The 21775-nt window shown below is 71.0% G+C and carries 22 protein-coding genes; 12 read left to right on the forward strand and 10 right to left on the reverse strand.

From position 1 onward, the window contains the following. The first annotated feature begins 29 nt into the window (after positions 1 to 29). From ABIA35_RS31020 to ABIA35_RS31035, 4 genes are read left to right on the forward strand one after another with little or no spacing between them, the layout of a single operon-like run. A complete protein-coding gene (locus ABIA35_RS31020) occupies positions 30 to 377 on the forward strand; it encodes an ArsR/SmtB family transcription factor (RefSeq protein ID WP_370360211.1) in 348 nt (115 codons plus the stop codon). Next, positions 374 to 724 (forward strand): VOC family protein, encoded by a 351-nt coding sequence (locus tag ABIA35_RS31025; RefSeq protein WP_370346339.1) that lies wholly within the window; start codon positions 374 to 376, stop codon positions 722 to 724. Before ABIA35_RS31020 ends, ABIA35_RS31025 begins: the two co-directional genes overlap by 4 nt. Positions 725 to 730: 6 nt before the next feature. Then, positions 731 to 1264: an SRPBCC family protein gene (locus ABIA35_RS31030; RefSeq protein ID WP_370360213.1), complete on the forward strand. Its 534-nt coding sequence runs from the start codon at positions 731 to 733 to the stop codon at positions 1262 to 1264. 9 nt (positions 1265 to 1273) lie between these two features. Beyond that, positions 1274 to 1996 carry an HAD family hydrolase gene (locus ABIA35_RS31035; RefSeq protein ID WP_370360215.1) on the forward strand — a complete coding sequence of 241 codons (723 nt, stop codon included), beginning with the start codon at positions 1274 to 1276 and terminating at the stop codon, positions 1994 to 1996. 14 nt (positions 1997 to 2010) lie between these two features. Here the strand turns inward: ABIA35_RS31035 and ABIA35_RS31040 are convergent, their stop codons facing one another. From ABIA35_RS31040 to ABIA35_RS31075, 8 genes are all read right to left on the reverse strand, one after another. Further along, positions 2011 to 3441, reverse strand: a complete 1431-nt coding sequence (locus ABIA35_RS31040; RefSeq protein ID WP_370360216.1) for an aldehyde dehydrogenase family protein — start codon at positions 3439 to 3441, stop codon at positions 2011 to 2013. Beyond that, the gene (locus tag ABIA35_RS31045) at positions 3434 to 4798 is read right to left on the reverse strand and encodes a flavin monoamine oxidase family protein (RefSeq protein WP_370360217.1); all 1365 of its coding nucleotides are present in this window, start codon (positions 4796 to 4798) and stop codon (positions 3434 to 3436) included. Before ABIA35_RS31045 ends, ABIA35_RS31040 begins: the two co-directional genes overlap by 8 nt. Positions 4799 to 4820: 22 nt before the next feature. Then, positions 4821 to 5957, reverse strand: coding sequence for an ABC transporter ATP-binding protein (locus ABIA35_RS31050; RefSeq protein ID WP_370360218.1), 1137 nt, complete (start codon positions 5955 to 5957; stop codon positions 4821 to 4823). A gap of 5 nt (positions 5958 to 5962) precedes the next feature. Beyond that, entirely contained in the window at positions 5963 to 6802 is an 840-nt protein-coding gene (locus ABIA35_RS31055; RefSeq protein ID WP_370346326.1) for an ABC transporter permease, read from the reverse strand. After that, entirely contained in the window at positions 6799 to 7758 is a 960-nt protein-coding gene (locus ABIA35_RS31060) for an ABC transporter permease (protein ID WP_370346324.1), read from the reverse strand. Before ABIA35_RS31060 ends, ABIA35_RS31055 begins: the two co-directional genes overlap by 4 nt. A gap of 3 nt (positions 7759 to 7761) precedes the next feature. Beyond that, positions 7762 to 8943: a spermidine/putrescine ABC transporter substrate-binding protein gene (locus ABIA35_RS31065; protein ID WP_370360219.1), complete on the reverse strand. Its 1182-nt coding sequence runs from the start codon at positions 8941 to 8943 to the stop codon at positions 7762 to 7764. Positions 8944 to 9190: 247 nt separating this feature from the next. Next, the gene (locus ABIA35_RS31070) at positions 9191 to 9829 is read right to left on the reverse strand and encodes a TetR/AcrR family transcriptional regulator (protein WP_370346320.1); all 639 of its coding nucleotides are present in this window, start codon (positions 9827 to 9829) and stop codon (positions 9191 to 9193) included. Next, positions 9826 to 11097: an aromatic ring-hydroxylating dioxygenase subunit alpha gene (locus ABIA35_RS31075; protein WP_370360220.1), complete on the reverse strand. Its 1272-nt coding sequence runs from the start codon at positions 11095 to 11097 to the stop codon at positions 9826 to 9828. Before ABIA35_RS31075 ends, ABIA35_RS31070 begins: the two co-directional genes overlap by 4 nt. Before the next feature lie 262 nt (positions 11098 to 11359). Between ABIA35_RS31075 and ABIA35_RS31080 the strand changes: the two genes are divergently transcribed. The 7 genes from ABIA35_RS31080 to ABIA35_RS31110 are packed head-to-tail and all read left to right on the forward strand — an operon-like array spanning position 11360 to position 18644. Beyond that, entirely contained in the window at positions 11360 to 11689 is a 330-nt protein-coding gene (locus tag ABIA35_RS31080) for a hypothetical protein (RefSeq protein WP_370360221.1), read from the forward strand. After that, positions 11686 to 12954 carry an NADH-ubiquinone oxidoreductase-F iron-sulfur binding region domain-containing protein gene (locus ABIA35_RS31085; RefSeq protein ID WP_370360223.1) on the forward strand — a complete coding sequence of 423 codons (1269 nt, stop codon included), beginning with the start codon at positions 11686 to 11688 and terminating at the stop codon, positions 12952 to 12954. The genes ABIA35_RS31080 and ABIA35_RS31085 overlap by 4 nt, the downstream gene beginning before the upstream one ends. 7 nt (positions 12955 to 12961) lie before the next feature. Beyond that, complete coding sequence (locus ABIA35_RS31090; protein ID WP_370346312.1) at positions 12962 to 13159, forward strand: ferredoxin; 198 nt, start codon at positions 12962 to 12964, stop codon at positions 13157 to 13159. Continuing rightward, entirely contained in the window at positions 13156 to 15300 is a 2145-nt protein-coding gene (locus ABIA35_RS31095; RefSeq protein WP_370360224.1) for an acetate--CoA ligase family protein, read from the forward strand. The genes ABIA35_RS31090 and ABIA35_RS31095 overlap by 4 nt, the downstream gene beginning before the upstream one ends. A gap of 11 nt (positions 15301 to 15311) precedes the next feature. Continuing rightward, a complete protein-coding gene (locus tag ABIA35_RS31100) occupies positions 15312 to 16544 on the forward strand; it encodes an acyl-CoA dehydrogenase family protein (RefSeq protein ID WP_370360226.1) in 1233 nt (410 codons plus the stop codon). Between the two features lies 1 nt (position 16545). Further along, on the forward strand, positions 16546 to 17712 hold the full coding sequence (locus tag ABIA35_RS31105; RefSeq protein WP_370360228.1) for an acyl-CoA dehydrogenase family protein: 1167 nt from the start codon (positions 16546 to 16548) through the stop codon (positions 17710 to 17712). A 32-nt stretch (positions 17713 to 17744) separates the two neighbouring features. Then, entirely contained in the window at positions 17745 to 18644 is a 900-nt protein-coding gene (locus tag ABIA35_RS31110; protein WP_370360229.1) for a 3-hydroxybutyryl-CoA dehydrogenase, read from the forward strand. A gap of 77 nt (positions 18645 to 18721) precedes the next feature. Here the strand turns inward: ABIA35_RS31110 and ABIA35_RS31115 are convergent, their stop codons facing one another. Continuing rightward, entirely contained in the window at positions 18722 to 19321 is a 600-nt protein-coding gene (locus ABIA35_RS31115; protein ID WP_370360230.1) for a hypothetical protein, read from the reverse strand. Between the two features lie 78 nt (positions 19322 to 19399). Further along, positions 19400 to 20653 (reverse strand): IPT/TIG domain-containing protein, encoded by a 1254-nt coding sequence (locus ABIA35_RS31120; protein ID WP_370360232.1) that lies wholly within the window; start codon positions 20651 to 20653, stop codon positions 19400 to 19402. A gap of 339 nt (positions 20654 to 20992) precedes the next feature. On the opposite strand from ABIA35_RS31120, the gene ABIA35_RS31125 reads away from it, so the two are divergent. Further along, the gene (locus tag ABIA35_RS31125; RefSeq protein ID WP_370360233.1) at positions 20993 to 21736 is read left to right on the forward strand and encodes an IPT/TIG domain-containing protein; all 744 of its coding nucleotides are present in this window, start codon (positions 20993 to 20995) and stop codon (positions 21734 to 21736) included. Positions 21737 to 21775: the final 39 nt, after the last annotated feature.

The following is a 21775-nucleotide window of genomic DNA, read 5'->3' on the forward strand; positions in this document are numbered from 1 at the left end:
TCGTTTTGATCCGAAGTAGCATTGCCGTCATGGTTGAGCCGGAAGATCTCGACGACCTTGATGACCTCGATGACCTCGACGACCTCCTGCGGGCCGTGGCCAGCGGGCACCGTCGGCACATCCTGGTCCGGGTGTGGGATCGGGAACGCAGTGCCGGGGACCTGGCCGAGCTGCTCGAGCTGGCCCCGGCCAGTGTGTCCGAGCATCTCAGGGTGCTGCGCAAGCACGGCCTGGTGGCCATGAGGGTGGACGGCACCTTCCGGCTCTATCGGGCGGTGCCGGAGCGGCTCGGCCACCTGGTCGAGCTGCTCACCCGGGTGTTCCCGGGTATCGAGCCGGCCGGCGAAGGCGGACATTCACAGGAGGTAGGCGGATGAGTGACCAGACCGTGCACGCCGCGAACGCGGTGGTGCACTTCGACATCAGCGGCCCGGACGACGAGCGTCTGCGCCACTTCTACGGGGACCTGCTGGACTGGGAGATCGTGTCCAAGGGCCCGGGCTACGCGCTGGTGCAGACCCCCGGCGGGCTGCGCGGCGGGATCGTCGAGGCGGAGCGGCCCGCTGTCACGCTCGGTGTGGCGGTTCCGGACCTCGAGCAGGCTGTGCGGCGTGCCACGGAGCTCGGCGGCGCGGTCGTGATGCCCCCGACGGACAACGGCTGGGTGGTCAAGGCCCAGGTCACCGACCCTTCCGGGAACGTGCTCACCCTGATTCAGGCGTGACAAGCGATGTGGGTGCTGCTGATCGCCGTCGGAGTGCTGGTCGCCGCGGCCGCGGCCGTCCTGCTGATCGGTCGCGGGCTGCCGGTCGAGCATGAAGCCGCCCGGAGCCTGGGCTTGGGCAGGCAGCCGCAGGAGGTGTGGCGGGCCGTCACCGACATCGACGGCCTGAGCGCGTGGCGCCCCGGCCTGAAACGGGCCGAAGCGCTGCCGGAGGTGGACGGCCGGACCCGGTGGTGCGAACACGACCGCCACGGGAAGATCACCTACGAGGTGGTGGAGGCCGACGTGCCGAGGCGGTACGTCACACGCATCGCCGACACCGGGTTGCCCTTCGGCGGGACGTGGACGTGGACGATCGAACCCACGGCGCAGGGCTGCCGTGTCACCGTCGTCGAGTGCGGCGAGATCCACAGCCCGCTGTTCCGCTTCGTGTCCCGCCACATCATCGGCCACGGCGCCACCCTGGAGCGGACTCTGCGAGCACTCGCCAAGCACTTCGGCGAGGATCGCGCGGCGCTTGGGACGCCCGCCGCTGGTTAGGCTCGGATCATGCACACGCCGATCCGTGCCGTCCTGTTCGACCTCGACCGCACCCTGGTGGACCTGGAAGGTGCCACGCGGCATGGCATCCAGGCCCACCTTGGTGCGCTCGGCCTTCCCGCCGGTGAAGACGAATACCTTCGCTGGAAGGAATACGAGGACGTCTACATCGGCCGGTTCATGGCGGGCGAGCTCGGCTTCCAGGAGCAGCGCCGTGGCCGGGCCCGGGCGATGAGCCGCAGGGCGGACTTCTCCGACGCCGAGGCGGACCTCTGGTTCAACGGGTTCTACTCCCTCATGACCGCTGCCCTGACGGCCTTCGCCGACGTCGAACCGACGCTCGACGCGCTCGCCGGGGCGGGGATGACGCTGGGCATCGTCACCAACATGTTCTCCACGTTCCAACTGGAGAAGCTCCAGCGGTGCCGCATCGACCCGGGCCGCTTCGCGTGCTTCCTGGGCCTGGAGGAGCTCCCGGCCGCCAAGCCGCACCCCGACGCGTTCCTCACCGCCTGCTCGGTGATAGGCGTCGAGCCCCACGAGGCGCTCTACGTCGGTGACGAGCCGATCACCGACGCGGCCGCGGCTCGTGAGGCCGGCCTGCGGTCGATATGGCTGGACCGCACCGACAGGCGCTCCACCCTCCCGGAGGACGTTCGGGTTCGCCTTGAGGGAGTCGAGATCTGCTCGGACCTCATGTCCATCCCCGCAAGCCTTTCGGCGGCGGGGTGAGGCCGCGAACCCCCTCACACCATGACGTGCTTGACCTGCGTGTAGTCCAGCAACCCGGCCATCGACAGATCGCTGCCGTAGCCGGAGTGCCCGATGCCGCCGTGCGGCATCTCCGACACCGTGGTGCCGTGCGTGTTCACCCAGGCGATTCCGGAGCGGAAGCCGCGGACGGCTCGCATCGCGCGGTCGTGGTCGCGGGTCCACACGCTCGCGGCCAGTCCGTGGCGGACGCCGTTGGCCAGCGTCATGGCCTCGGCCTCGGTGGCGAACGACTGCACGGTCACGACCGGGCCGAAGGTCTCCTCCTGGACGATCTCGTCCTCCTGGGCGGCGTGCACGACCACCGTCGGTTCGTGGTACCAGCCGGGGACGTCGAGGGCGCGGCCGCCGATCGTCACTTCCGCGTGCGGCGGCAGGCGTTCCAGGACGCCGCGTACCGCGGCCAGCTGTGCGGCGTTGTTGAGGGGGCCGAAGTCGGCGTCGGGGGAGGGGCCGGTGCGCAGTGCCTTGACCTGGTCGGTGAACGCCGCCACGAACGCGTCGTGGATCGATCGGTCGACCAGCAGCCGCGTCGCCGCCGTGCAGTCCTGCCCCGCGTTGTAGAACGCGACGCCGGCCAGCGCGGCGGCCGTCGCCTCCACGTCCACGTCGCCGTGCACGACGACCGGGGCGTTGCCGCCGAGCTCCAGATGGACGCGCTTGAGGTCGGCGGCGCACGCGGCCGCGATCTGGCGGCCGGCGCGCACGCTCCCGGTCACCGCGACGAGCGCGACCGCCGGATGCGCCACCAGCGCGCGCCCGGTCTCGCGGTCGCCGCACACGACGTTGACGACGCCCGGGGGCAGGTGCTCCGCGGCGATGCGGCCGAGCAGCGCCGTCGTGGAGGGTGTGCTGTCGGCGGGTTTCAGCACCGTGGTGTTGCCCGCGGCCACCGCCGGCGCGAGCTTCCACACCGCCATCATCAGCGGGTAGTTCCACGGCGTGATCTGCGCGCACACCCCGACCGGCTCGTGCCGCAGCATCGACGTCCGGCCCTCGATGTACTCGGCCGCCGCCGCGCCCGGCAGGTTCCGGGCCGCCCCGGCGAAGAACCGCAGCACGTCGACGATCGCCGGGAACTCGTCCCGCAGGAACAGGGCCCGGGGCTTGCCCGTCTCCCGGACCTCCGCGTCGGCGAGCGCCCCGGCCCGCGCCTCGACGTCGTCGGCGATGCGCAGCAAGGCCCGCTGGCGTTCGGCGGGAGTGGTCACCGACCAGGTGTCGGAGGCGGAGGATGCCGCGGCGCAGGCCGTGTGGACGTCGGCGGCGTCGGACAAGGCCGAGCGGCCTGCGACCCGGCCGGTCGAGGGATCGACGAGATCCAGGAGCGCGCCGGAGGCCGCCGCGGACTCCCGTCCGCCGATGACGTTGAGGACGGTGGGGATCTCAGCGGGGATCTCAGCCATGCCGCAGCACCTCCGTGGCCGTCGCGCGGCCAGTCCGGACCGCGCCCTCCATGTATCCGGCGACCCACTGATCCGAGCCGCACACGTAGAACGGCGGCTCATGCGTGCCGTGCAGCGGCCCGACCCGCATCACGTCTCCCGGAGCCCACTGCGTCACGTATCCCTGCGTCCACGGATCGGTTCCCCACATCCGCAAGTAGGCGGCGGTGGGCTGCTCGGCCTCGGGACCGTAGAGCCGCGCGATGTCCGATATCAGCTCCCGCATACGTGCCTGCGGAGGCATCCCCAGCATCACGCCGTACCGCTCGGGCGGGATCAGCGCCGAGAGCAGCCCGACCCCCTGCGGCCAGGTGCTGCCGAGCACGTCCTCGCACTCGGACAGGCCGTTCATCCCCTGCTCGCGCCAGAACGGCCGCTCGTACGCCACCGCCAACTTCGCCGCGCACGCCTGGCGCTGCGCGTGCAGCGAGGCGAGCCGCGCCTCCGACACCCCGGTCACGGCGACCGACCGCAGCGGCCCCACCGGCAGCGCGCTGACCACCGCGTCGGCGGTCAGCGTCTCGCCGCCGACAAGGCGGACCGTGCAGCGCCCCGGCCCGGACGCGGCGGACCCGGCGGACCCGGCTGACCCAGACGACCCAGCCCGCACATCCACAGCCGCCACCGCGGCACCGGTCCGCACCCGGTGCCCCAGCTCGACGGTCATGGTCAGCGCCACCGTCGCCGAACCCTCGGCGACGCGCAGCCCTTCCCAGTCCTCGTAGTCGTAGTGCCCCGCGCTCGGCACCGCCGCGTTCTTGCGCAGCGCGCCGAGCAGCGACGTCCGCTCGACCGAGCCGCTGGCCAGGCTGAGCTGCCCGATCTCCCACAGCCGTACGACCTCGGGCGTCGCGCCGACGGACCGCAGCCACTGTCCCACCGACAGCGCGTCGAGCGCCGCGGCGTCGGGATGCGACCACGGGTCGTCCGGGTCGACGGTCCGGGCGAGGTCCACGAACTCCTGCGTCACCCGATGCTGGCAGTCCTCGTCGTGCGGACCGAACCAGTGCGGCGGATCCCCGGCCGAGACGCCCTCGGGCGTCGCGCGGGCGATGATGCCGGGCTCGGCGACGTAGCTGGGGACCAGCGTCAGGCCCAGTTCGGCGACCAGGCCCAGATACGCGGTGTGCGCGCGTCCGACCACCTCGCCGCCGAGCTGCACGATCCGGCCGTCGTCGAGCACCGCCTGCTCGACCCGGCCGCCGACCCGGTCCCGGGCTTCCAGGACCAGGACGTCCGCGCCGCCGGCGGCCAGATCCCGCGCGGCGGACAGTCCGGCCAGGCCCGCGCCGAGGACGATCACGTCGTAGTTGTGCATGAACGCTCCTTCCAAGACGGGGTCAGGCCAGGACCAGACAGTGTTCTGTCTTCCACGCGATCTCGACCGATTCGCCGCCTTCCCAGCGGTCCTCGTTCCGGGACCGCGCGGTGTTCTGTTCCAGCGCCGCGACGGTCACGCCGGGTGCCAGCTCGATCAGGTAGGTCGTGGTCGGGCCCGAGTACACGGTGTCCTTGATGACGCCGCGGGCTCGCGGCATGTCCGCCTCGAAGTCCGACAGCCAGATCTTCTCCGGCCGGATCGAGACGCTGACCTCCGTGCCGTCGGCGATCTCCGGGCAGGTCCCCACGGCGATCGCCGGGCCGCCGCTGATCTGGACCTCACCGGCACCGGACCGGTAGACGCCGGTCATGAGGTTCGAGGTCCCCATGAAGGACGCGACGAACTTCGTCTCGGGGCGCTCGTAGACGTCCTCGGGCGTGCCGCAGTGCTCCACGTGCCCGGCGTTCATCACGGCCACCCGGTCGGACATGGTCAGCGCCTCGTCCTGGTCGTGGGTGACGAACACGAAGGTGATGCCGACCTCGCGCTGGATCTGCTTGAGCTCGATCTGCATCTGCCGCCGCAGCTTCAGGTCCAGGGCGGCCAGCGGCTCGTCCAGCAGCAGCACGGCCGGCTGGTTGACCAGGGCGCGGGCCAGCGCGACGCGCTGGCGCTGGCCGCCGGACAGGGTGCGGGGCTTGCGGTCGGCGAACGTGCCGAGCTGTACCAACTCCAGCATCTCCCCGACCCGGCGGCGGATCTCCGGCCGGGCGACGCCGGCCCGCTTGAGGCCGAAGGCGACGTTGTCGGCCACCGACAGGTGGTCGAACAGCGCGTAGCTCTGGAACACGGTGTTCACGTTGCGCTTGTTCGGCGGCAGGCGGGTCACGTCCTGCCCGGCGAGCAGGATCGTCCCGTCCGTCGGATCGGCGAAGCCGCCGATCATCCGCAGGGTCGTGGTCTTGCCGCAGCCGGAGGGCCCGAGCAGGGAGAAGAACTCGCCGGGCGCGATGTCCAGGCTCAGGTCGTCGACGGCGGCGGCCAGGGCGTCGCCGCCGAACTTCTTGGTGATCCGGTCCAGCCGGACGGCGGGGGTGGCGGGCGCCGCGGGATCCGCGGGAGAGGCGGGAGAGGCGGCCGAAGTGGTGGTGCTCATGGGTATCAGTCCCCGGACAGGAGGTCGAGGCCGCCGGAGCGGCCGAACAGGCGCGGGATGGACAGAGCGGCGGCGATGAGGGTGATGGAGCCGGCCAGCATCAGCGTGCCGACGGCGTTGATGGTCGGCTCGACGCCGAAGCGGATGGCGGAGTAGATGCGGACGGCCAGCGGCTGCGGGTCCACCCCGGTGGTGAAGTAGGCCAGGACGAAGTCGTCGAAGACCAGGGCGAAGATCAGGACCGCGCTGGCCAGGATGGCCGGCAGCAGCGCGGGCAGCGTCACCAGGCGCAGCGCCTGCCACCGCGTCGCGCCCAGGTCCATGGCGGCCTCCTCGACCTCCGGGTTGAGCGCGGCGACCCGCGAGCGCAGGATCACCGTCACGTAGGAGATGGAGAAGGTGATCTCGGAGATCATCACCGTGCCGGTGGACAGCGTGATGTTCAGACCCTTGTAGAGCATCAGCGACGCCACGCCGGTGACGATCTCCGGGGTGATGAGCGGGACCAGCATGATCAGGGCGGAGTAGGAGCCCAGCCGGCCGCGTGCCCGCACCAGGCCCAGGGCCAGCGCCACGCCCAGGGCCACCGAGCCGATCATCGCCACCAGCGAGATCTTCAGGCTCATGCCGAGCGAGGACAGCAGGACGTGGTCGTGGAAGAAGGCCGAGTACCACCGGGTGCTGAAGTGCTTGAAGACGGTCAGCGACTTCTGGGAGTTGAAGGAGAACAGCACCACCATGCCGATCGGCAGGTAGAGCAGGATGAAGAAGAGCACGGTGACCACGAAGGCGAAGCGGGGCTTGGCCTCCACGCGGCGCCGGTTCCGGAAGATCGCAGCGCTCATCGGGTCGCCTCCGCCTCGTCCTTGCGGGCCCGCCGCAGGTAGCCGAACATGCCGACCAGGAGCACGGCCATCAGCAGCATCGTCAGCGCCGAGCCCAGCGGCCAGTCCTGGCCCTCGAAGAACTTGTCCTGGATCAGGTTGCCGATCATGATCTGGTTCGGGCCGCCGAGGAACTGCGCGGACACGAAGTCGCCCATGGCCGGCAGGAACACCAACACCATTCCGGCCGCCGCGCCCTGGCGTGTCGCGGGGACCGTGACGAACAGGAACGTGCGCAGCGGGCCGCCGTACAGGTCGCGCCCGGCCTCGATCAGCGACGTGTCCAGGCGCTCCAGCGCCGCGTACAACGGGATGATCATGAACACCACGAATCCGTAGACCAGGCCGGCGATGACGCCGGGCCCGGTGTTGAGGATCTTCGTGTGCGAGTCGGCGAGGCCGATCGCGCGCAGGAAGCGCAGGACGGGGCCGTCGTCGGACAGCACCACCGACCAGCCGTACATCCGGACCAGGTAGTTGGCGAAGAACGGCACGACGATCGCGGCGATCAGCGCGTTCTTGAACCTGCCGGCGTGCAGCGCGATCGCGTAGGCGACCGGATAGGCGATCAGCAGGCACAGCAGGGACGTCAGGGCCGCGTACTCCAGCGAGCGGAACATCACGGTCCGGTAGGCCGGAGCCCCGAGTCGCCGGATGTTGTCCAGCGTGGTGCCGAAGCGCGGGTTGCCCAGATCGTCGGTGGTCCCGAAGGACAGCGCCGCGACGAGCAGCAGCGAGGAGATGAAGAACACTGACATCCACAGCGTGCCGGGCAGCGCCAGGCGGTTCCAGACCCGGGTGTCGGCCGCGGCCGGCCGCTTTCGCGGGGTCCGGCGCGGGCGCCGCGGGCGGGTCCGGCCGCCGGGATCGGTCCGGCCGCTCGGGCCGGTCGTGGGTTCGGGGACGATGTCGAGCACGCCTCAGCCGGCTTTCACGTCGGTCCACACGGCGTCGCGGGCGTGCCCCTGGGCAGCCGTGCCGTTCTGGAACATGCGGTTCGTCACCAGGTCCTCGGTCTTGATGACGCATTGGGGGAACTGCGCGACGAGCTTCGCGTAGGCGTCCTCGGTGCCGTTCACGGGCATCGGGTAGCCGATGTATTCGATGTTCTTGGTGACGTTCTCCGGCCGCAGCATGTAGTCGATGAAGAGCATCGCCGTGCCGGGGTGTTCGGCGTTGGCCGGGATCACGTAGCAGTCGGTGTTGACCGGCGAGCCCTCCCTGGCCGTCTGGAACCCGTAGACCGAGGCGTCCTTGGCCTGGTTGAGCACGGAGACCATGTCGCCGCTCCAGGCCTGGGTCATCAGGGCGTTGCCGTTGAGTAGGTTGTTGTAGTCGTCGCTGGAGAAGCCGCGCAGCCGCGGGCGCAGATTCTTCAGCTCCGCGTCGATCTTCGCCAGGTCGCCGGCGTCGGCGGTGTTGATCGCCAGGCCGAGCTTCAGCGCGGCCATGCCCAGCACCTCGTCCTCGTCGTCCAGCAGGAAGACGTCGCCGTTGGCGGCCGGGGACCACAGGTCCTGCCAGGAACCGGTCAGGTCCCCGAGCTTGTCCTTACGCCAGCCGATCCCGGTCTTGTACATGGTGAACGGGACGCTGTGCGAGGAGGCGTCGTCGTACCAGGGGTCCTGGAAGTAGTCGTAGTGGTCGAAGATCGCCGGGGCGTTCTTCAGCGCCGTGTGGTCGATGCGGTGCAGCTTCCCGCCGGCGGCCAGGCGCTGGGTCCACTTGGCCGAGGGGAAGACGATGTCGTACTTGTTCCCGGCGGCCAGCTTGGCGCCCATCGACTCCATCGAGTCGAAGTTGGACTGGACGACCTTGACGCCGTACTCCTTCTGGAACCCGTCGAAGACCGACGGGTCGACGTAGTCGGCCCAGTTGAAGTACACCAGGTCGCCGTCCACCTTGACGTCGATGGGCGGCTCGGTCGACGCGGCGGCCGCCGAGCCCGGGGACCCTGCGGCTCCGGCGGCCGAGTTCGACCCGGTGAAGCCGCACCCGGCCGCGGTCAGGGCCACAGCCCCGGCCGCCCCGGCGCGCAGCAGCGATCGGCGGGATGGCTCGCGGGATGGCTCGAAGGACTCCTCGGAAGACTGGCGGGACACGGCTTGTCCTTTCGTCGTGGGTGGGAGGGGCCCGGCACCGGGCGTCCGGTTCGCGGCAAGGCGGTACCCAGGACCGCCGGTGGCGGGGTCGAGCGTTATGAGGGGGAGTCACCGGCCCGAAGCGGTACGCGGGACCTGTTTTTCACCGCGCGCCGGTGGCTGCGACGCGGGCTCTGCACACTGCACTGCCGCGGTGGCGCGGCACGGTTATGGAGATGTGGGTCGTCGGCTCCGGCTTCGCCGGGTCCTACCCGGCGGCGATCCGCGGACCGGTGGCCGGAATCGGCGTGTGCACCCCGAGCTGCGGGGCGACGACGGCCCAGATCTGGTCGCGCGCGTCGTCCAGCGTCATCGCCGAGGCGCCGAGCAGGATCCGCGCGCCGTAGCCGTCGGTGAGGGCGATGATCAGGTCGGCCAGCCGCCCGACGTCGCAGGCCCCGAACTCGCCGGCGCCCTGGCCGTCGCGGACGATGCCGGCGATCCAGTCCCGCAGGTTCGCGTACAGGTCGCGGGCGACGGACCGCGAGTCGGGATCCCGGACGGCGCGCAGATGCAGTTCCTGCCACAGCAGGAAGTCGCGCCGCAGTTCGGTGTCGCCGGGCAGGCAGTCGTCGATGGCCCGGGCCAGGAGCCAGGAGTGCGGGGTCTCCGACGGCGGCGCGCTCGCGGTGTTCTCAGAGCCCGTGGTGTCGTAGGAGTAGCGCAGCGCTTCCAGGAAGAGCTTCTCGCGGGTGTCGAAGTGATAGTGCAGCGCGGCCGTGGACACGCCGGCCCGCTCGGCCACCATCCGCATCCTGACCTTCTCGAACCCGGACTCGGCGATCACCTCGCACGCCGCCCGCAGGATCACCGCGCGCGTCTGCTCGGTCCTGGTCTCAGCGCTCATCGCCGCCCGTCGCTCCCTTCGGATGATCTCTGTGATCCTCGCGAACCCTGTGATCCTTGCGAGCCCTGCGAGCCCTGCGAGCCCTGCGAACCCTGCGAACCCAGATCGGCTCGGATCCTATCGGCGAACCAGCCGACTCCGGCTTCGCGACGCGACAGCGGCCCGGGTTCGAAGCCGGGCGTGCGGATGCCGGCCTGGACCCGGCGCAGCAGTTCGGCGTCCTCGTCGCTGGTGATCCAGCCGATGGCGATGTTGAGCCGGCGCGCCAGGCGGGTCCGCTGGCTGGAGCCCCGGCGGGTGTAGAAGCCGCCGGGGACGGCGACGCGGTCCTGGCCCGCGGGGATGGCGGTCCAGGCGAGTACGTGGTCGGGGTAGAAGTCGAGCAGCGTGTTCGGATAGATGACGGCGTAGCGCCACATCCGGTGGTCTTCCTCCCGCAGACCCGGCATCGTCGAGGCCAGCCGCTGGTAGAGGCGTTCGCGCCAGTTGGACGACGGCTTGTCGCGCAGCGGCGTCTGGAACAGGACGTAGTCCTCGGCCACCTCGGTGACCCGGTAGTTCTGGTAGTCCAGCAGCCGCATCAGCCCGGGGTGGGCGACCGGCACGTGGTAGCCCTCCAGGTAGTTGTCGACGGCGACCTTCCAGTTGGCGCCCTGGACCTCGGCCCCGGCCAGATCGTGGATCCGGTCCTTGCCCACCGGCACCAGTTCGCCCCCGGCGTAGTGGCCCACGTGGTCGGCCAGGCCCGCGCAGGTCTGGGCCAGTGGCGCGGCCGTGCCGTCGACGTTGACGAACACGAAGCCCAGAAAGGACTCCACGGCGACGGTGAACAGCCCGAGCTTCGGCTTGTCCAGGCAGGGGATCTGGCGGCCCTCAGGCGCCCCGACCAGCGAGCCGTCGAGCTTGTAGGTCCAGCCGTGATAGGGGCAGCGGATCGCCCCGGCGGTCTTGGGATCGGGCTCCGGGGCGTCGACCAGGCGGGTCCCGCGGTGCCGGCAGACGTTGAGGAACGCGGCCAGGCCGCCCTCGCCGTCGCGGACCACGAGCACCTCGCGGCCGGCGGCCCAGGCGGTGAGCCGGGAGCCGGGGTTCGGCAGGTCGGATTCGTGGCAGACCAGCTGCCAGCTCTTGGCGAAGACCGCGTTCTGCTCGGCCTCGGCCAAGGCCGGATCGGTGTAGTAGCGCGCGGCCAGGGCCGGCGGCGGGGGCGGTTCGGCCGGGTGCGGGCCGGGCGCGGCGCTCGTCGCGAGCGGTTCGGTGATCGACACCGGTCCTCCTTCAGCGGTCGCTGGGGTAGCTGACCGATTGGTCAGTCAGGTTCCACCCATGTTTCCTTGCTGTCAAGGGTTGCTGACTAATCAATTAGTCAGTTACGCTCCCGGCCACCGCAACACTCCCCGGAGGTGGAGGGTGTCAGAACGTTTCCCACGTCGCCGACCGGTCTGGCTCGGCCTCACCGCGGAGCCCGAGCGCGAACTGCCGGAGGCGGTCGCCGCGCTGCGGATGCGCTCGCGACCCGATGAAGAACCCATGGATCCGATGAGACTGCTGGAACGCGAGCGCCGCCGCATCGGCGAGCTCCTGGTCCGCGGCACTCAGCGGTCGTGGTCGCGGTACCTGGACGAGGTCGCCGATCTGGTGCGCGCGGCCGCGGCCGACGCGTCGGCAGCGTCAGCCTTGTCCGGCGCGTCAGTCGACGCCGACCGGGCGCTGCTCGCCGCCGAGGTCCTCCTCGACCATCACACGATGCTCATCGGCCTGCCCGGCCCCGCCTACCGCCGGGCCGCGGCCCAGCGTGCGGCTCTGGCCGAAGCAGTGCGAGTCCTGCAGCGACTCCCGAACGGACGAGACAGAAGATGACCCAGATCCATTCCCTGATGCGCGGACTCGCACCGCTGCTCGGCGAGAATCCCTACAGGCGGGAGACCCGGGACGCCTACTGGCAGGCCGGCGGATACCGCGATCTGTCGCCCGACCTGTTGTTCAACCGGATCAAAGCCGCCGGGCTGCGCGGGCGCGGCGGTGCCGGTTTCCCGGCGGCCACGAAGGTGCAGGCCGTGCGGGCCTCCGGCTCGGTTCCGGTGGTCGTCGCCAACGGCGCCGAAGGAGAACCGGGATCGGTCAAGGACCGCTGGCTGATGCGGGCACGGCCGCACCTCGTCCTGGACGGCATGCTGCGGGCCGCCGACATGACCCGCGCCGCGCGCTGCTACGTCTACGTGGCCGACGACGAAGCCGCCGACAGCATGCGCCGCGCGCTGGCCGAACGCGAACCTGTCGTTCCCACGTGGATCGTGCGGCCTGAGCACACCTACGTCGCCGGCGAGGAGACGTCCGCGATCCGCCGGATCAACGGCGGGCCCGCGCTGCCGGCCGCGAAACCCCCGCGGCCCTTCGAAGCCGGCGTCGACGGCGTCCCCACGCTCGTCGCGAACGTCGAGACCCTGGCCCGGATCGCACTGCTGGCGGCCCGGCCGGGAACCCCCGACTCGCTGTTGCTGACGGTCTCCGGCCGGGGGTTGAAACCGGAATTGGTCGAAGCGCCCGTCGGCACGTCGCTGCAGGCTCTGGCCTACCGCGTGGACCGCCTCGACACGCCCGGCGTCCTCATGGGCGGGATGTTCGGGGGAATTCTCGGCCCCGGCTGTCTGAAGACCACGCTCGAACCGTCGGCACTGGCCGCGGCGGGGTCGGCGCTCGGCTGCGGGGCCGTGCACTTCCTGACGGCCGGCGAGTGCCCGGTCGGGCTCGCCGCCGACGGTCTGGCCCGCCTCGCCGCCGAGAGCAGCCGCCAGTGCGGGGTCTGCGTGTCCGGCACCGCCGCGCTGGCGCGCACGATGGCGTCCGTCGTCCACGGCACCGCCGGGCAGGAGGACCTGGCCAGCCTCACCCGGTGGTCGCAGAGCCTGCTGCGGCGCGGCGCGTGCGGGCTGCTCGACGCGGCGGCGAACCTCGCCTCCTCGCTTCTGCGCTCCTTCGGCCCGCTCACCGAAGCCCACCTCGGAGCCCACCTCGGAGCCCGCTGCACCGACTGCTCCGCCGACCGTGCGCCGGACCCCGACCGGTTCCTGGCCGAGCCCCCGACCGTCCGAACCACCACTCACCCCGTATCAGCACCGCGATAGAGGAACCATGAAACTGCTGTTGGACGCCACCTTGTGCGAGGGCTACGGCGTGTGCCAGGAACAGGCCCCCGCCCAGATCGAACTCGACGACTTCGGCTACGCCGCGATCCGGGCGGCCGAGGTCCCCGCCGACGGTGAGACGGCCGCCCAGGCTGCCGTCGCGGCCTGCCCCAACCGCGCGCTGCGCCTGGAGTCGCAGCGATGAGCCGCGGTCTGGCCCCGCTGAGCCGCGAACTGGTGCCGCTGAGCCGCGACCTGGCGCCGCTGTTCGATCCGGTGTCGGTGGCCGTGGTCGGCGCGAGCGACGACCCGGCGAAGTACGGGCACGCCATCGCCGCGCAGGCCCTGCGCGCGCCGCACCGCCGGCCGATCCACCTGGTGAACCGGCGCGCGGGCACCGTGCTCGGCCAGAGCGCGGCACCCAGCCTGAGCGCGCTCGGCGAGCCGGTCGGGCTGGTCGTGGTCTCGGTCCCGGCGCCGGTGTACGAGCAGACCGTCGACGAAGCCCTGGCCTGCGGTGCCAAAGCGATCGTGGCGGTCACCGCGGGCTTCGCCGAGACCGGCGCCGAGGGGCTCGCGCGGCAGCGGGCCGTCGCCGAGAAGGTGCGGGCCGCCGGCGCGGTCCTGGTCGGACCCAACTGCCTGGGCATCGCCGACAACACCACCGAGCTGTATCTGGCCTCTGACGCCTTCGACCTGGGCGGCGTCGCGCTGCTGAGCCAGAGCGGCAACCTCGCGCTGGAACTCCAGCTCGCGTTCGCCCCGCACGGCCTGGGCTTCTCGCGGTTCGTCTCGCTCGGCAACCAGTCCGACGTCACGCTCGTGGACCTGGTCCGGGACTGCGCGCGCCACGACGCCACCAAGGCGATCGCGGTGTACGCCGAGGACTTCGGCGACGGCCGGGCCTTCGCGCAGGCGGCGGCCACGGCCGGCAAGCCGGTGGTGCTGCTCAGCGCCGGACGCGGAGCGGCGGCGGCCCGCAGCGCGGCGTCGCACACCGGGGCGCTGACGACGTCCTCCGACATCGTCGCGGCCGCGTGCCGGGACGCCGGCGTGGAACTGGTGCGCACGCCGCGCGAGATGACCGCCGTCCTCGCGGCGCTCGCCGGCGGCCGCCGGGCGCACGGCCGCCGGGTCGCGGTGTTCACCGACGGCGGCGGACACGGCGTCATCGCCGCTGACGCCGCCGAGGCCGCCGGATTCGCGGTCCCCGAGCTCGGTCCGGGAGTCCAGGAGAAGCTGGCCGGACAGTTGTGGGGTCCCTCGGCGCTCGGCAACCCGGTCGATCTGGCGGGCATGGGGGAGCAGGACCCGATGTCGTACGCGGCCGTGGTGCGCACGCTGCTGGACTCCGACGAGGTCGACGCCGTCCTGATGACCGGCTACTTCGGCGGGTACTCCGCCGACTCGGGAGGTCTCGGCGGTGCGGCGGGGACACTCGGCGCGACCGAACTCGAGGCCGCCGACTCCATAGCCCGGGCGGTGCGGGCGTCCGCGAAGCCGGTCGTGGCGCAGTCGATGTATCCGGACGCGCCGAGCTGCCAGAACTTGCAGGCGGCCGGCATCCCGGTGTTCGCGGCGATCGAGGACGCGGCGCGCGCGCTGGCGGCCGTCGTGGTTCCGGAGAATTCGGAGGGCGGCGATGGCGGCGGCGCGGCGGCGATGGAATCGCTGCCCGACGCCGCCCCGCCGATGACCGACACCGGCTACTACGCCACGCGTGTCCTGCTGGCCGAGGCGGGCGTGCGGTTCCCGGCCTCGGCCGAGATCAGCAGCGAGGCCGAGGTGCGGGAGTTCGCGCGCGGTGCATCAGGCCCCTTCGTTCTCAAGGCTCTGCATCTGCTGCACAAGTCCGATGCCGGGGGCGTCGTCCTGAACCTCGCCGACGAGGAAGCGCTGGTCGCGGCGCACCGGGAGATGCATGCGCGGCTGTCCGCCCCGTCGTACTCCGTGGAGCAGATGGCGGATCTGGCAGCGGGCGTGGAGCTGATCGTCGGCGTGAACCGCGACCCGCGCTTCGGTCCCATCGCGATGGTCGGTTTGGGCGGGGTGTTCACCGAAGTCCTCGGTGACGTCGCGTTCGCCCTCGCCCCGGTCTCCGCCGCCCGCGCCGAGGCGATGCTGCGCGGACTGCGCTGCGCCGCCCTCCTGAACGGGGTGCGCGGCCGGCCGGCCGTCGACGTGGCCGCCGCCGCGAAGGCGATCGAGCAGATCACCCGGGTCGCCGCCGCCCAGCACGACCTCGCCGAATGCGAAGTCAACCCGCTGCTGGCCCTGCCGTCCGGGGCGCTCGCCCTGGACGCCCGAGCTGTCCCGCTGGTTCCCCCCTCCCATTCCGACTACTGAGGAGCCCCGACATGGACTTCCGATACACGCCCGCGCAGCAGGACCTCAAACAGCGCGCCGCCGACTACGTCAAGCTCCTCATGCAGTACGAGGACCAGGCCGAGCAGGCCCGTGGCGCGCTCCCGAAGGAGACCGTCAGGGAGCTGACCCGCGCCGCGATGGACGCCGGCGTCTACGCGATCAACATGCCGGTCCAGTGGGGCGGCCCGGGACTGTCGCTGCTGGAGCAGGTGATCGTCGAGGAGGAGTTCGGCAAGGCGACGAACTGCCTGTGGGACATCCCCTGGCGGCCGTCGAACGTCCTGGCCTACGGCACGGCCGAGCAGCGGGAGAAGTACCTGCTGCCGATCATCCGGGGCGAGAAGTTCGACGCCTTCGCGGTCACCGAACCGGAGGCCGGATCGGACCCGAGCAGCGGCGTCACGGTCGCCACCCGGACCGAGGGCGGCTGGCTGCTCAACGGCGAGAAGTGGTTCGTCACCTGCGGCGACATCGCGGACTTCCTGCTGGTGCAGGCCGACGCGCTGGTGGAGGCCGCGGACGGCTCCGGCCCGGTGAAGCTCGCGACGCTGTTCTTCGTCGACAAGAGCGCGCCGGGCCTGGAGATGACGCGCGTCCCGCACTTCATGCACCACGCGGTCAACGGGCACCCCGAGTTCACGCTCACCGACGTCTTCGTCGCCGACGAGGACGTGCTCGGCGAGGTCGGCCAGGGCTACGAGCTGACCAAGGAGTGGTTCACCGACGAGCGCCTGATGATCGCGGCGCGCACCGTCGGCGCCGCGGAGCGCGCGTTGACCGAGGCGCGCGACTGGGCCGCCGAGCGCCAGGCGTTCGGCAGGCCGATCGGCGAGTTCCAGCTGATCCAGGGCATGCTCGCCGACTGCGCCGTGGACATCGCGGTGAACCGCGCCTACACCCACCAGGTCGCGTGGGAGGCCGATCAGCCGGACACCGACCGCAAGACCCTGCACGCCAAGGCCTCGACCGCCAAGCTCGCCGCCAGCGAGGCGGCCGGCCGGGTCGCCGACCGGTGCGTGCAGATCTTCGGCGGGCGCGGCTACGACAGCGCCTACGCCGTCGAGCGCATCTTCCGCGAGCTGCGCGTGGACCGGATCTGGGAGGGGACCTCCGAGATCCAGCGCGTGATCATCGCCAACGAGCTGATCAAGCGCGGTACGCGTTCGCTCGCCCTGCCCCGGCCCGCCGCCACGAACTCCACGAACTCCACGAAAGAGAACTGATATGGACTTCCGTCTCACCCAGCGCCAGCTCGACCTCCAGACCGCGGCTCGTGGACTGGCCGACTTCATGACCAAGTACGAGCAGGCCTGCGAGGAGGACAACGGCTTGCCCCCGGCGGCGCACGCCGAGGTCCGCGACGCGGTGCTGGCCGCCGGCCTGCAGGCGATCAACATGCCGGCCGAATGGGGCGGCGCCGGCCTGACCATCTTCGAGCAGGCCGTGGTGCAGGAGCAGCTGGGCCGCCTGACCGGCGCGCTGTGGGACATGGTGTGGCGCCCGGCCAACGCGCTGCGCTTCTGCACGCCCGAGCAGCGGGAGCGCTTCCTGGAGCCGGTGATCCGCGGCGAGCGCCGCGACTGCTACGCCGTCACCGAGCCGAACGCCGGATCCGACCCGCAGAACCTGACGACGACCGCGACGAAGACCGACGGCGGCTGGCTGCTCAACGGCGAGAAGTGGTTCGTGACGGTCGGCGACCACGCGGACTTCCTCATCGTGCTGGCCGCCGCCGGCGAGGCCGCCGCGCCGACGCTGTTCCTGGTGGACAAGGCCACCGAGGGTGTGGCGGTACAGCGCACGCCGCGTTTCATGCACACCTTCGTCTACGAGCACCCGGAGTTCACCCTCACCGACGTCTTCGTGGCCGAGGACCAGGTGCTCGGGGGGATCGGCGAGGGCTACGACATCACGCGCGCCTGGTTCACCGAGGAGCGCCTGATGATCGCCGCGCGCACGATCGGGGCCGCCGAGCGGGCGCTGGAGCTGGCGCGCGACTGGGCCGTGACCCGCGAGCAGTTCGGGCAGCCGATCGCGAACTTCCAGCTGATCCAGGGCATGCTCGCCGACTGCGCGGTCGACATCGCGGTCAACCGTGCGTACTTCCTCCAGGTCGCCTGGGAGCTCACGCAGCCTGACGCGGACCGCAAGACCTTGCACGCCAAGGCCGCGATCGCGAAGCTGGCGGCGAGCGAGGCGTCCAACCGCGTGATCGACCGCTGCGTCCAGATCTTCGGGGGCCGGGGCTACGACAGGTCCTACGCGGTCGAGCGTCTATACCGGGAGCTGCGTGTGGACCGGATCTGGGAGGGCACCTCGGAGATCCAGCGCCTGGTCATCGCCGGCGAGCTGATCAAGCGCGGGACCGGCGTCCTGCGGCTGCCGTCGTGAGCGGGGGCGTGGCTGCGGCTGTGATTGACGCCATGACTGACACCGTGACTGACGCCGTGACTGACGCCGGGCCCGACGACGTGCACCTGATCGGCGTCGTCGGCTGCGGCCAGATGGGCTCGGGCATCGCAGAGGTCTGCGCCCGCGCCGGCTTCGAGGTGGTCGTCACCGAGACCGGCCCCGCGGCCGCCGAGGCCGGCCGGGCCCGCATCCAGGCCTCGCTGGGCCGCGCCCGGGACCGGGGCAAGATCACCGATCAGGAGCGCGACAAGGCCCTGAGCCTGATCACGGTCACCGCCGACTTCGACCGCCTGGCCGACCGCGATCTGGTGATCGAGGCGGTGGCCGAGGACGAGGCGCACAAGCTGGCGGTCTTCACGCGCCTGGATGCGACGGTCCGCCGCCGCGACGCGATCCTGGCGACGAACACCTCCAGCATCCCGGTGATCCGCCTGGCGACAGCGACCTCCCGTCCGGACCACGTGATCGGCCTGCACTTCTTCAACCCGGTCCCGGTCCTGAGCCTGGTCGAACTTGTGCCCTCGCTGGCTACAGACCCGGAGACGGAGGCCCGCGCCACCCGCTTCGCGACCGGGGCCCTGGGCAAGGAGGTGATCCGGGCCAGAGACCGGGCCGGTTTCATCGTCAACGCCCTGCTGATCCCCTACCTCCTGAGCGCGACCAGAATGCTGGAATCCGGCCTGGCCACGGTCCAGGACATCGACCGCGGCATGGTCCTGGGCTGCGCGTACCCGCTCGGCCCGCTGGCCCTGGCCGACCTCATCGGACTCGACACCGTGAAAGCCATCGCGGAATCGATGTACGCGGAGTTCAGGGACCCGCAGCACTCGCCGCCTCCGCTCCTGGCCCGCATGGTCGAAGCCGGGCACCTCGGTCGCAAGACGGGGCGCGGTTTCCACAGCTACGGCTGAGAGGTCTTGCTCGCCTCAGGTCGGCACGCCGCGGCCTGAGGCGAGCGAGCACCGGCGCCCTGGTTCTCAGACCTGGCCTAGGAGTGACGGCCGTTGTACCAGTCGTCGAGATCCGCCGGTGCTACGTGCAGGGCTGCCGCGAGCTTGTCGCGGGACGGCGGCTCCGGCGCGGAGACCGCTATGTTCAGGACTTCCTGAAGCGCTGTATTGATAATGCTGCGCGCCTTCATCAGCGAGGCCAGGGCCGTCTCATATTCGCCCCGGTCTACCGAGCGCAGAATCATGGGCAGTCCGAAGTTGACCAGCCCGATGATGCCCCTGCTGACTTCGGGTTCGAATTCACCGGGGAGCAGGACCCAGCCGGTCGCGTGGACTTTGGCCAGGGCGTTGCCGTCCTTGTCGCGGATCATCGAACGGACTCGGAGGTAGGCGTCGTAGAGCAAGGCCGGCGACCGGCTCTGGCCGACCGGGGAGAAGTGCTCGGCGAAGTCCTGAAGCCTCGGTACCACGCCGAGTGCGTATTCCCTGAGTAAGTCCAGCCCGGACAGCGGATTCGGTGCCACAGCATCGACCGCCGCCGTGGTCCAGTAAGGCGAGGCGTCTGTGGCCTCCGCGCTATGGGGATGCGCGGTGAGGATGTCGTACTCGATCCGCGCCGGGCGGAACAGTCGCGCCATAACCCAACCCTGATGAGGCGGGGCAAGCGCTCGGTGAATTCCCGGCTGCCGCGGGACACTGAGCGGAGAAGCAGTCGGTTACACGCTGGGACCGGCGATCAGTTGGTACGTGGCGGGGCTGCTGACGCCGCCCGGCGTGGTCACCGTCACCGCGACGGAGCCGGGGGTGCCGCCGGGGCTGGTGGCGACGAGCTCTGTGTCCGACAGGGCGACGAAGGGTACTTCGATGCCGCCGATCAGGACGGAGTCGGCCAAGCCGAGGTTGCTCCCGCTGATGGTGATCGCGTTCCCGCCGCTCGCCGGACCTTGCGTGGGGATCAGGGCACTGATGACCGGGGCCGCGACGTACGTGTAGTACGGGCTGCCCACGCCCGGCAGGCTGGTGCCGCCCGGTGCGGTCACCGTGACGGCCACGGTCCCGGAGCCGCTGGGGGCCTTGACCGTGATCTGGTTGTCCGAGACGACCGCGAGCGCGGTGGCGGCGGCGGTGCCGAAGTGGACGGCCGTGGTGAGCGTCAGGTTGGTGCCGGTGATGGTGACGGTGTTGCCGCCGGCGACCGGTCCCTTAGTGGGGGAAAGGCCGGCGACGGTCGGCGGCGGGACGTAGAAGTAGAACGCCCCGTTGCTGGTGCCTCCGGTGGTGACCACCGTGACGGCGACCGGCGCCACGGGAGCCGGCGGTGCGGTGGCGGTGATCTGGGTCGAGCTGACCACTGTGAAGGACGCTGCCACCGTACCGAAGAACACGCTGGTCGCCCCTGTGAACCCGGTCCCCGTGAGCGTGACCGTGTTCCCTCCGATGCTCGGACCCTGCGTCGGGCTGAGACTGCTGATCACCGGTGCCGACACGTAGGTGTAGGAGGCGCCGCTGCTCGTCCCGCCCGGCGTCGTCACCGTCACCGCTACCGCGCCGGTGCCCGCGGGGGCCGTGGCGGTGATCTGGGTGGCGCTGTTCACCGTGAACGACGCCGATGCCGAACCGAACGAAACGGTGGTGGCGCCGGTGAATCCGGTCCCTGTGATGGTGACGGTGTTCCCGCCCGCGGCCGGTCCGTTCGTGGGGCTGATGCCGCTGATGACCGGTGCCGGGACGTAGGTGTAGGCCACTCCGTTGCTGGTCCCGCTCGGCGCCGTGACGGTCACCGACACCGCTCCGGAGCCGGCGGGTGCCGTGGCGTTGATCGTCGTCGAGCCGGCGACGACGAAGGACGCCGAGGCCGAACCGAACTTCACCGCCGTCGCGCCGGTGAAGCCGGTCCCGGTGAGGGTGACGGCCGTGCCTCCGGCGGTCGGGCCTTGGACGGGGCTGATGCTGCTGATGACTGGCGCCATGGTGCGATTCCTTCGTGAGAGCCGACGTCAGGCGTGCCGCGGGGCGGGGGAGGACGGCTTGTGGATCTAGCTACTTTCAGTAGTCCTCGCAGGTCACCGGGCAGCAAGAGGGTCCGCCCGAAATCACCCTTTCGTGGGTCGGATGCCAGCCCTGACAAGCCCGACGGTCGCTCGTGGGGGTGATTTCGGGTCCGGACTCTTGCGGCCTGCTGACCTGCGAGGACTACTGAAAGTAACTGATCAGTTTCCCAGTCGCCCTGCGACACAGCGGCCGTCGGCGGCAGCCAGTCCGCCGTCGATCCGAGCCGCGCATCAGCCAACTGCGAGGGAGCAACATCCATGCCGATCTCTCCGAACCAGGGATCCACCGGTGGCGGGACCATTGTCACCATCACCGGCGTCAATCTCGCCGGTGCCACCGCCGTGAAGTTCGGCACCAAGCCGGCCACCATCACCGCGAACACGCCCACCGCGGTCACCGTCGTCTCGCCGTCCGGCGCCGGAGAAGTCTCGGTGACCGTGACCACGGCGGGCGGCACCAGCAACCCGCTCCCGTTCTTCTACGTGGGAGCGCCGTTCAAGGCCGCTGTGAGTGAGACCTCCGGGCCGACGGCCGGCGGGAACACCGTCGCCATCACCGGAATCGGGCTCGCGACCGCCTCCGATGTCGCCTTCGGCGCCAACAGTGCGACGCCGACCATCGTCTCCGACAGCCAGATCGACGTGGTTGTGCCCGCGGGCACCTCGGCGGGGTCGGTCGGCATCACGGTCACCACCGCCGGCGGGAGCAGCAACGGGCTGTCGTACACGTATGTGGACGCCCCCACGGTCTCCAGCATCAGCCCGACCGAGGGTCCGACCTCCGGGGGCACGGCGGTGACGGTCACCGGCACCGACCTCGCCACCACCCAGTCGGTCACCGTCGGCGGAAGCACGGCGCCGTTCACGGTCGTCAACAGTTCCGAAGTCTCCATCGTCACCCCGCCCGGCTCCGCCGGGGCCGCAGACGTGGTGGTCACCACCTCCGGCGGCACCGCCACCTTGGTGGGCGGCTACACCTACGTGGCAGGCCCCGGAATCTGATCTGTCCGGAATCTGGCCGGTCTTGCCGGGGCGGGGGAA

The sequence above is a fragment of the Catenulispora sp. MAP12-49 genome (genome assembly GCF_041262705.1).
Classification (GTDB): domain Bacteria; phylum Actinomycetota; class Actinomycetes; order Streptomycetales; family Catenulisporaceae; genus Catenulispora.

Bases quoted from the DNA above. Each gene is read 5' to 3' on its own strand.
- ABIA35_RS31020 (WP_370360211.1), top strand. From the start codon at position 30: ATGGTTGAGCCGGAAGATCTCGACGACCTTGATGACCTCGATGACCTC.
- ABIA35_RS31025 (WP_370346339.1), top strand. From the start codon at position 374: ATGAGTGACCAGACCGTGCACGCCGCGAACGCGGTGGTGCACTTCGAC.
- ABIA35_RS31030 (WP_370360213.1), top strand. From the start codon at position 731: ATGTGGGTGCTGCTGATCGCCGTCGGAGTGCTGGTCGCCGCGGCCGCG.
- ABIA35_RS31035 (WP_370360215.1), top strand. From the start codon at position 1,274: ATGCACACGCCGATCCGTGCCGTCCTGTTCGACCTCGACCGCACCCTG.
- ABIA35_RS31040 (WP_370360216.1), bottom strand. From the start codon at position 3,441: ATGGCTGAGATCCCCGCTGAGATCCCCACCGTCCTCAACGTCATCGGC.
- ABIA35_RS31045 (WP_370360217.1), bottom strand. From the start codon at position 4,798: ATGCACAACTACGACGTGATCGTCCTCGGCGCGGGCCTGGCCGGACTG.
- ABIA35_RS31050 (WP_370360218.1), bottom strand. From the start codon at position 5,957: ATGAGCACCACCACTTCGGCCGCCTCTCCCGCCTCTCCCGCGGATCCC.
- ABIA35_RS31055 (WP_370346326.1), bottom strand. From the start codon at position 6,802: ATGAGCGCTGCGATCTTCCGGAACCGGCGCCGCGTGGAGGCCAAGCCC.
- ABIA35_RS31070 (WP_370346320.1), bottom strand. From the start codon at position 9,829: ATGAGCGCTGAGACCAGGACCGAGCAGACGCGCGCGGTGATCCTGCGG.
- ABIA35_RS31080 (WP_370360221.1), top strand. From the start codon at position 11,360: ATGGATCCGATGAGACTGCTGGAACGCGAGCGCCGCCGCATCGGCGAG.
- ABIA35_RS31085 (WP_370360223.1), top strand. From the start codon at position 11,686: ATGACCCAGATCCATTCCCTGATGCGCGGACTCGCACCGCTGCTCGGC.
- ABIA35_RS31090 (WP_370346312.1), top strand. From the start codon at position 12,962: ATGAAACTGCTGTTGGACGCCACCTTGTGCGAGGGCTACGGCGTGTGC.
- ABIA35_RS31095 (WP_370360224.1), top strand. From the start codon at position 13,156: ATGAGCCGCGGTCTGGCCCCGCTGAGCCGCGAACTGGTGCCGCTGAGC.
- ABIA35_RS31100 (WP_370360226.1), top strand. From the start codon at position 15,312: ATGGACTTCCGATACACGCCCGCGCAGCAGGACCTCAAACAGCGCGCC.
- ABIA35_RS31105 (WP_370360228.1), top strand. From the start codon at position 16,546: ATGGACTTCCGTCTCACCCAGCGCCAGCTCGACCTCCAGACCGCGGCT.
- ABIA35_RS31110 (WP_370360229.1), top strand. From the start codon at position 17,745: ATGACTGACACCGTGACTGACGCCGTGACTGACGCCGGGCCCGACGAC.
- ABIA35_RS31115 (WP_370360230.1), bottom strand. From the start codon at position 19,321: ATGGCGCGACTGTTCCGCCCGGCGCGGATCGAGTACGACATCCTCACC.
- ABIA35_RS31120 (WP_370360232.1), bottom strand. From the start codon at position 20,653: ATGGCGCCAGTCATCAGCAGCATCAGCCCCGTCCAAGGCCCGACCGCC.
- ABIA35_RS31125 (WP_370360233.1), top strand. From the start codon at position 20,993: ATGCCGATCTCTCCGAACCAGGGATCCACCGGTGGCGGGACCATTGTC.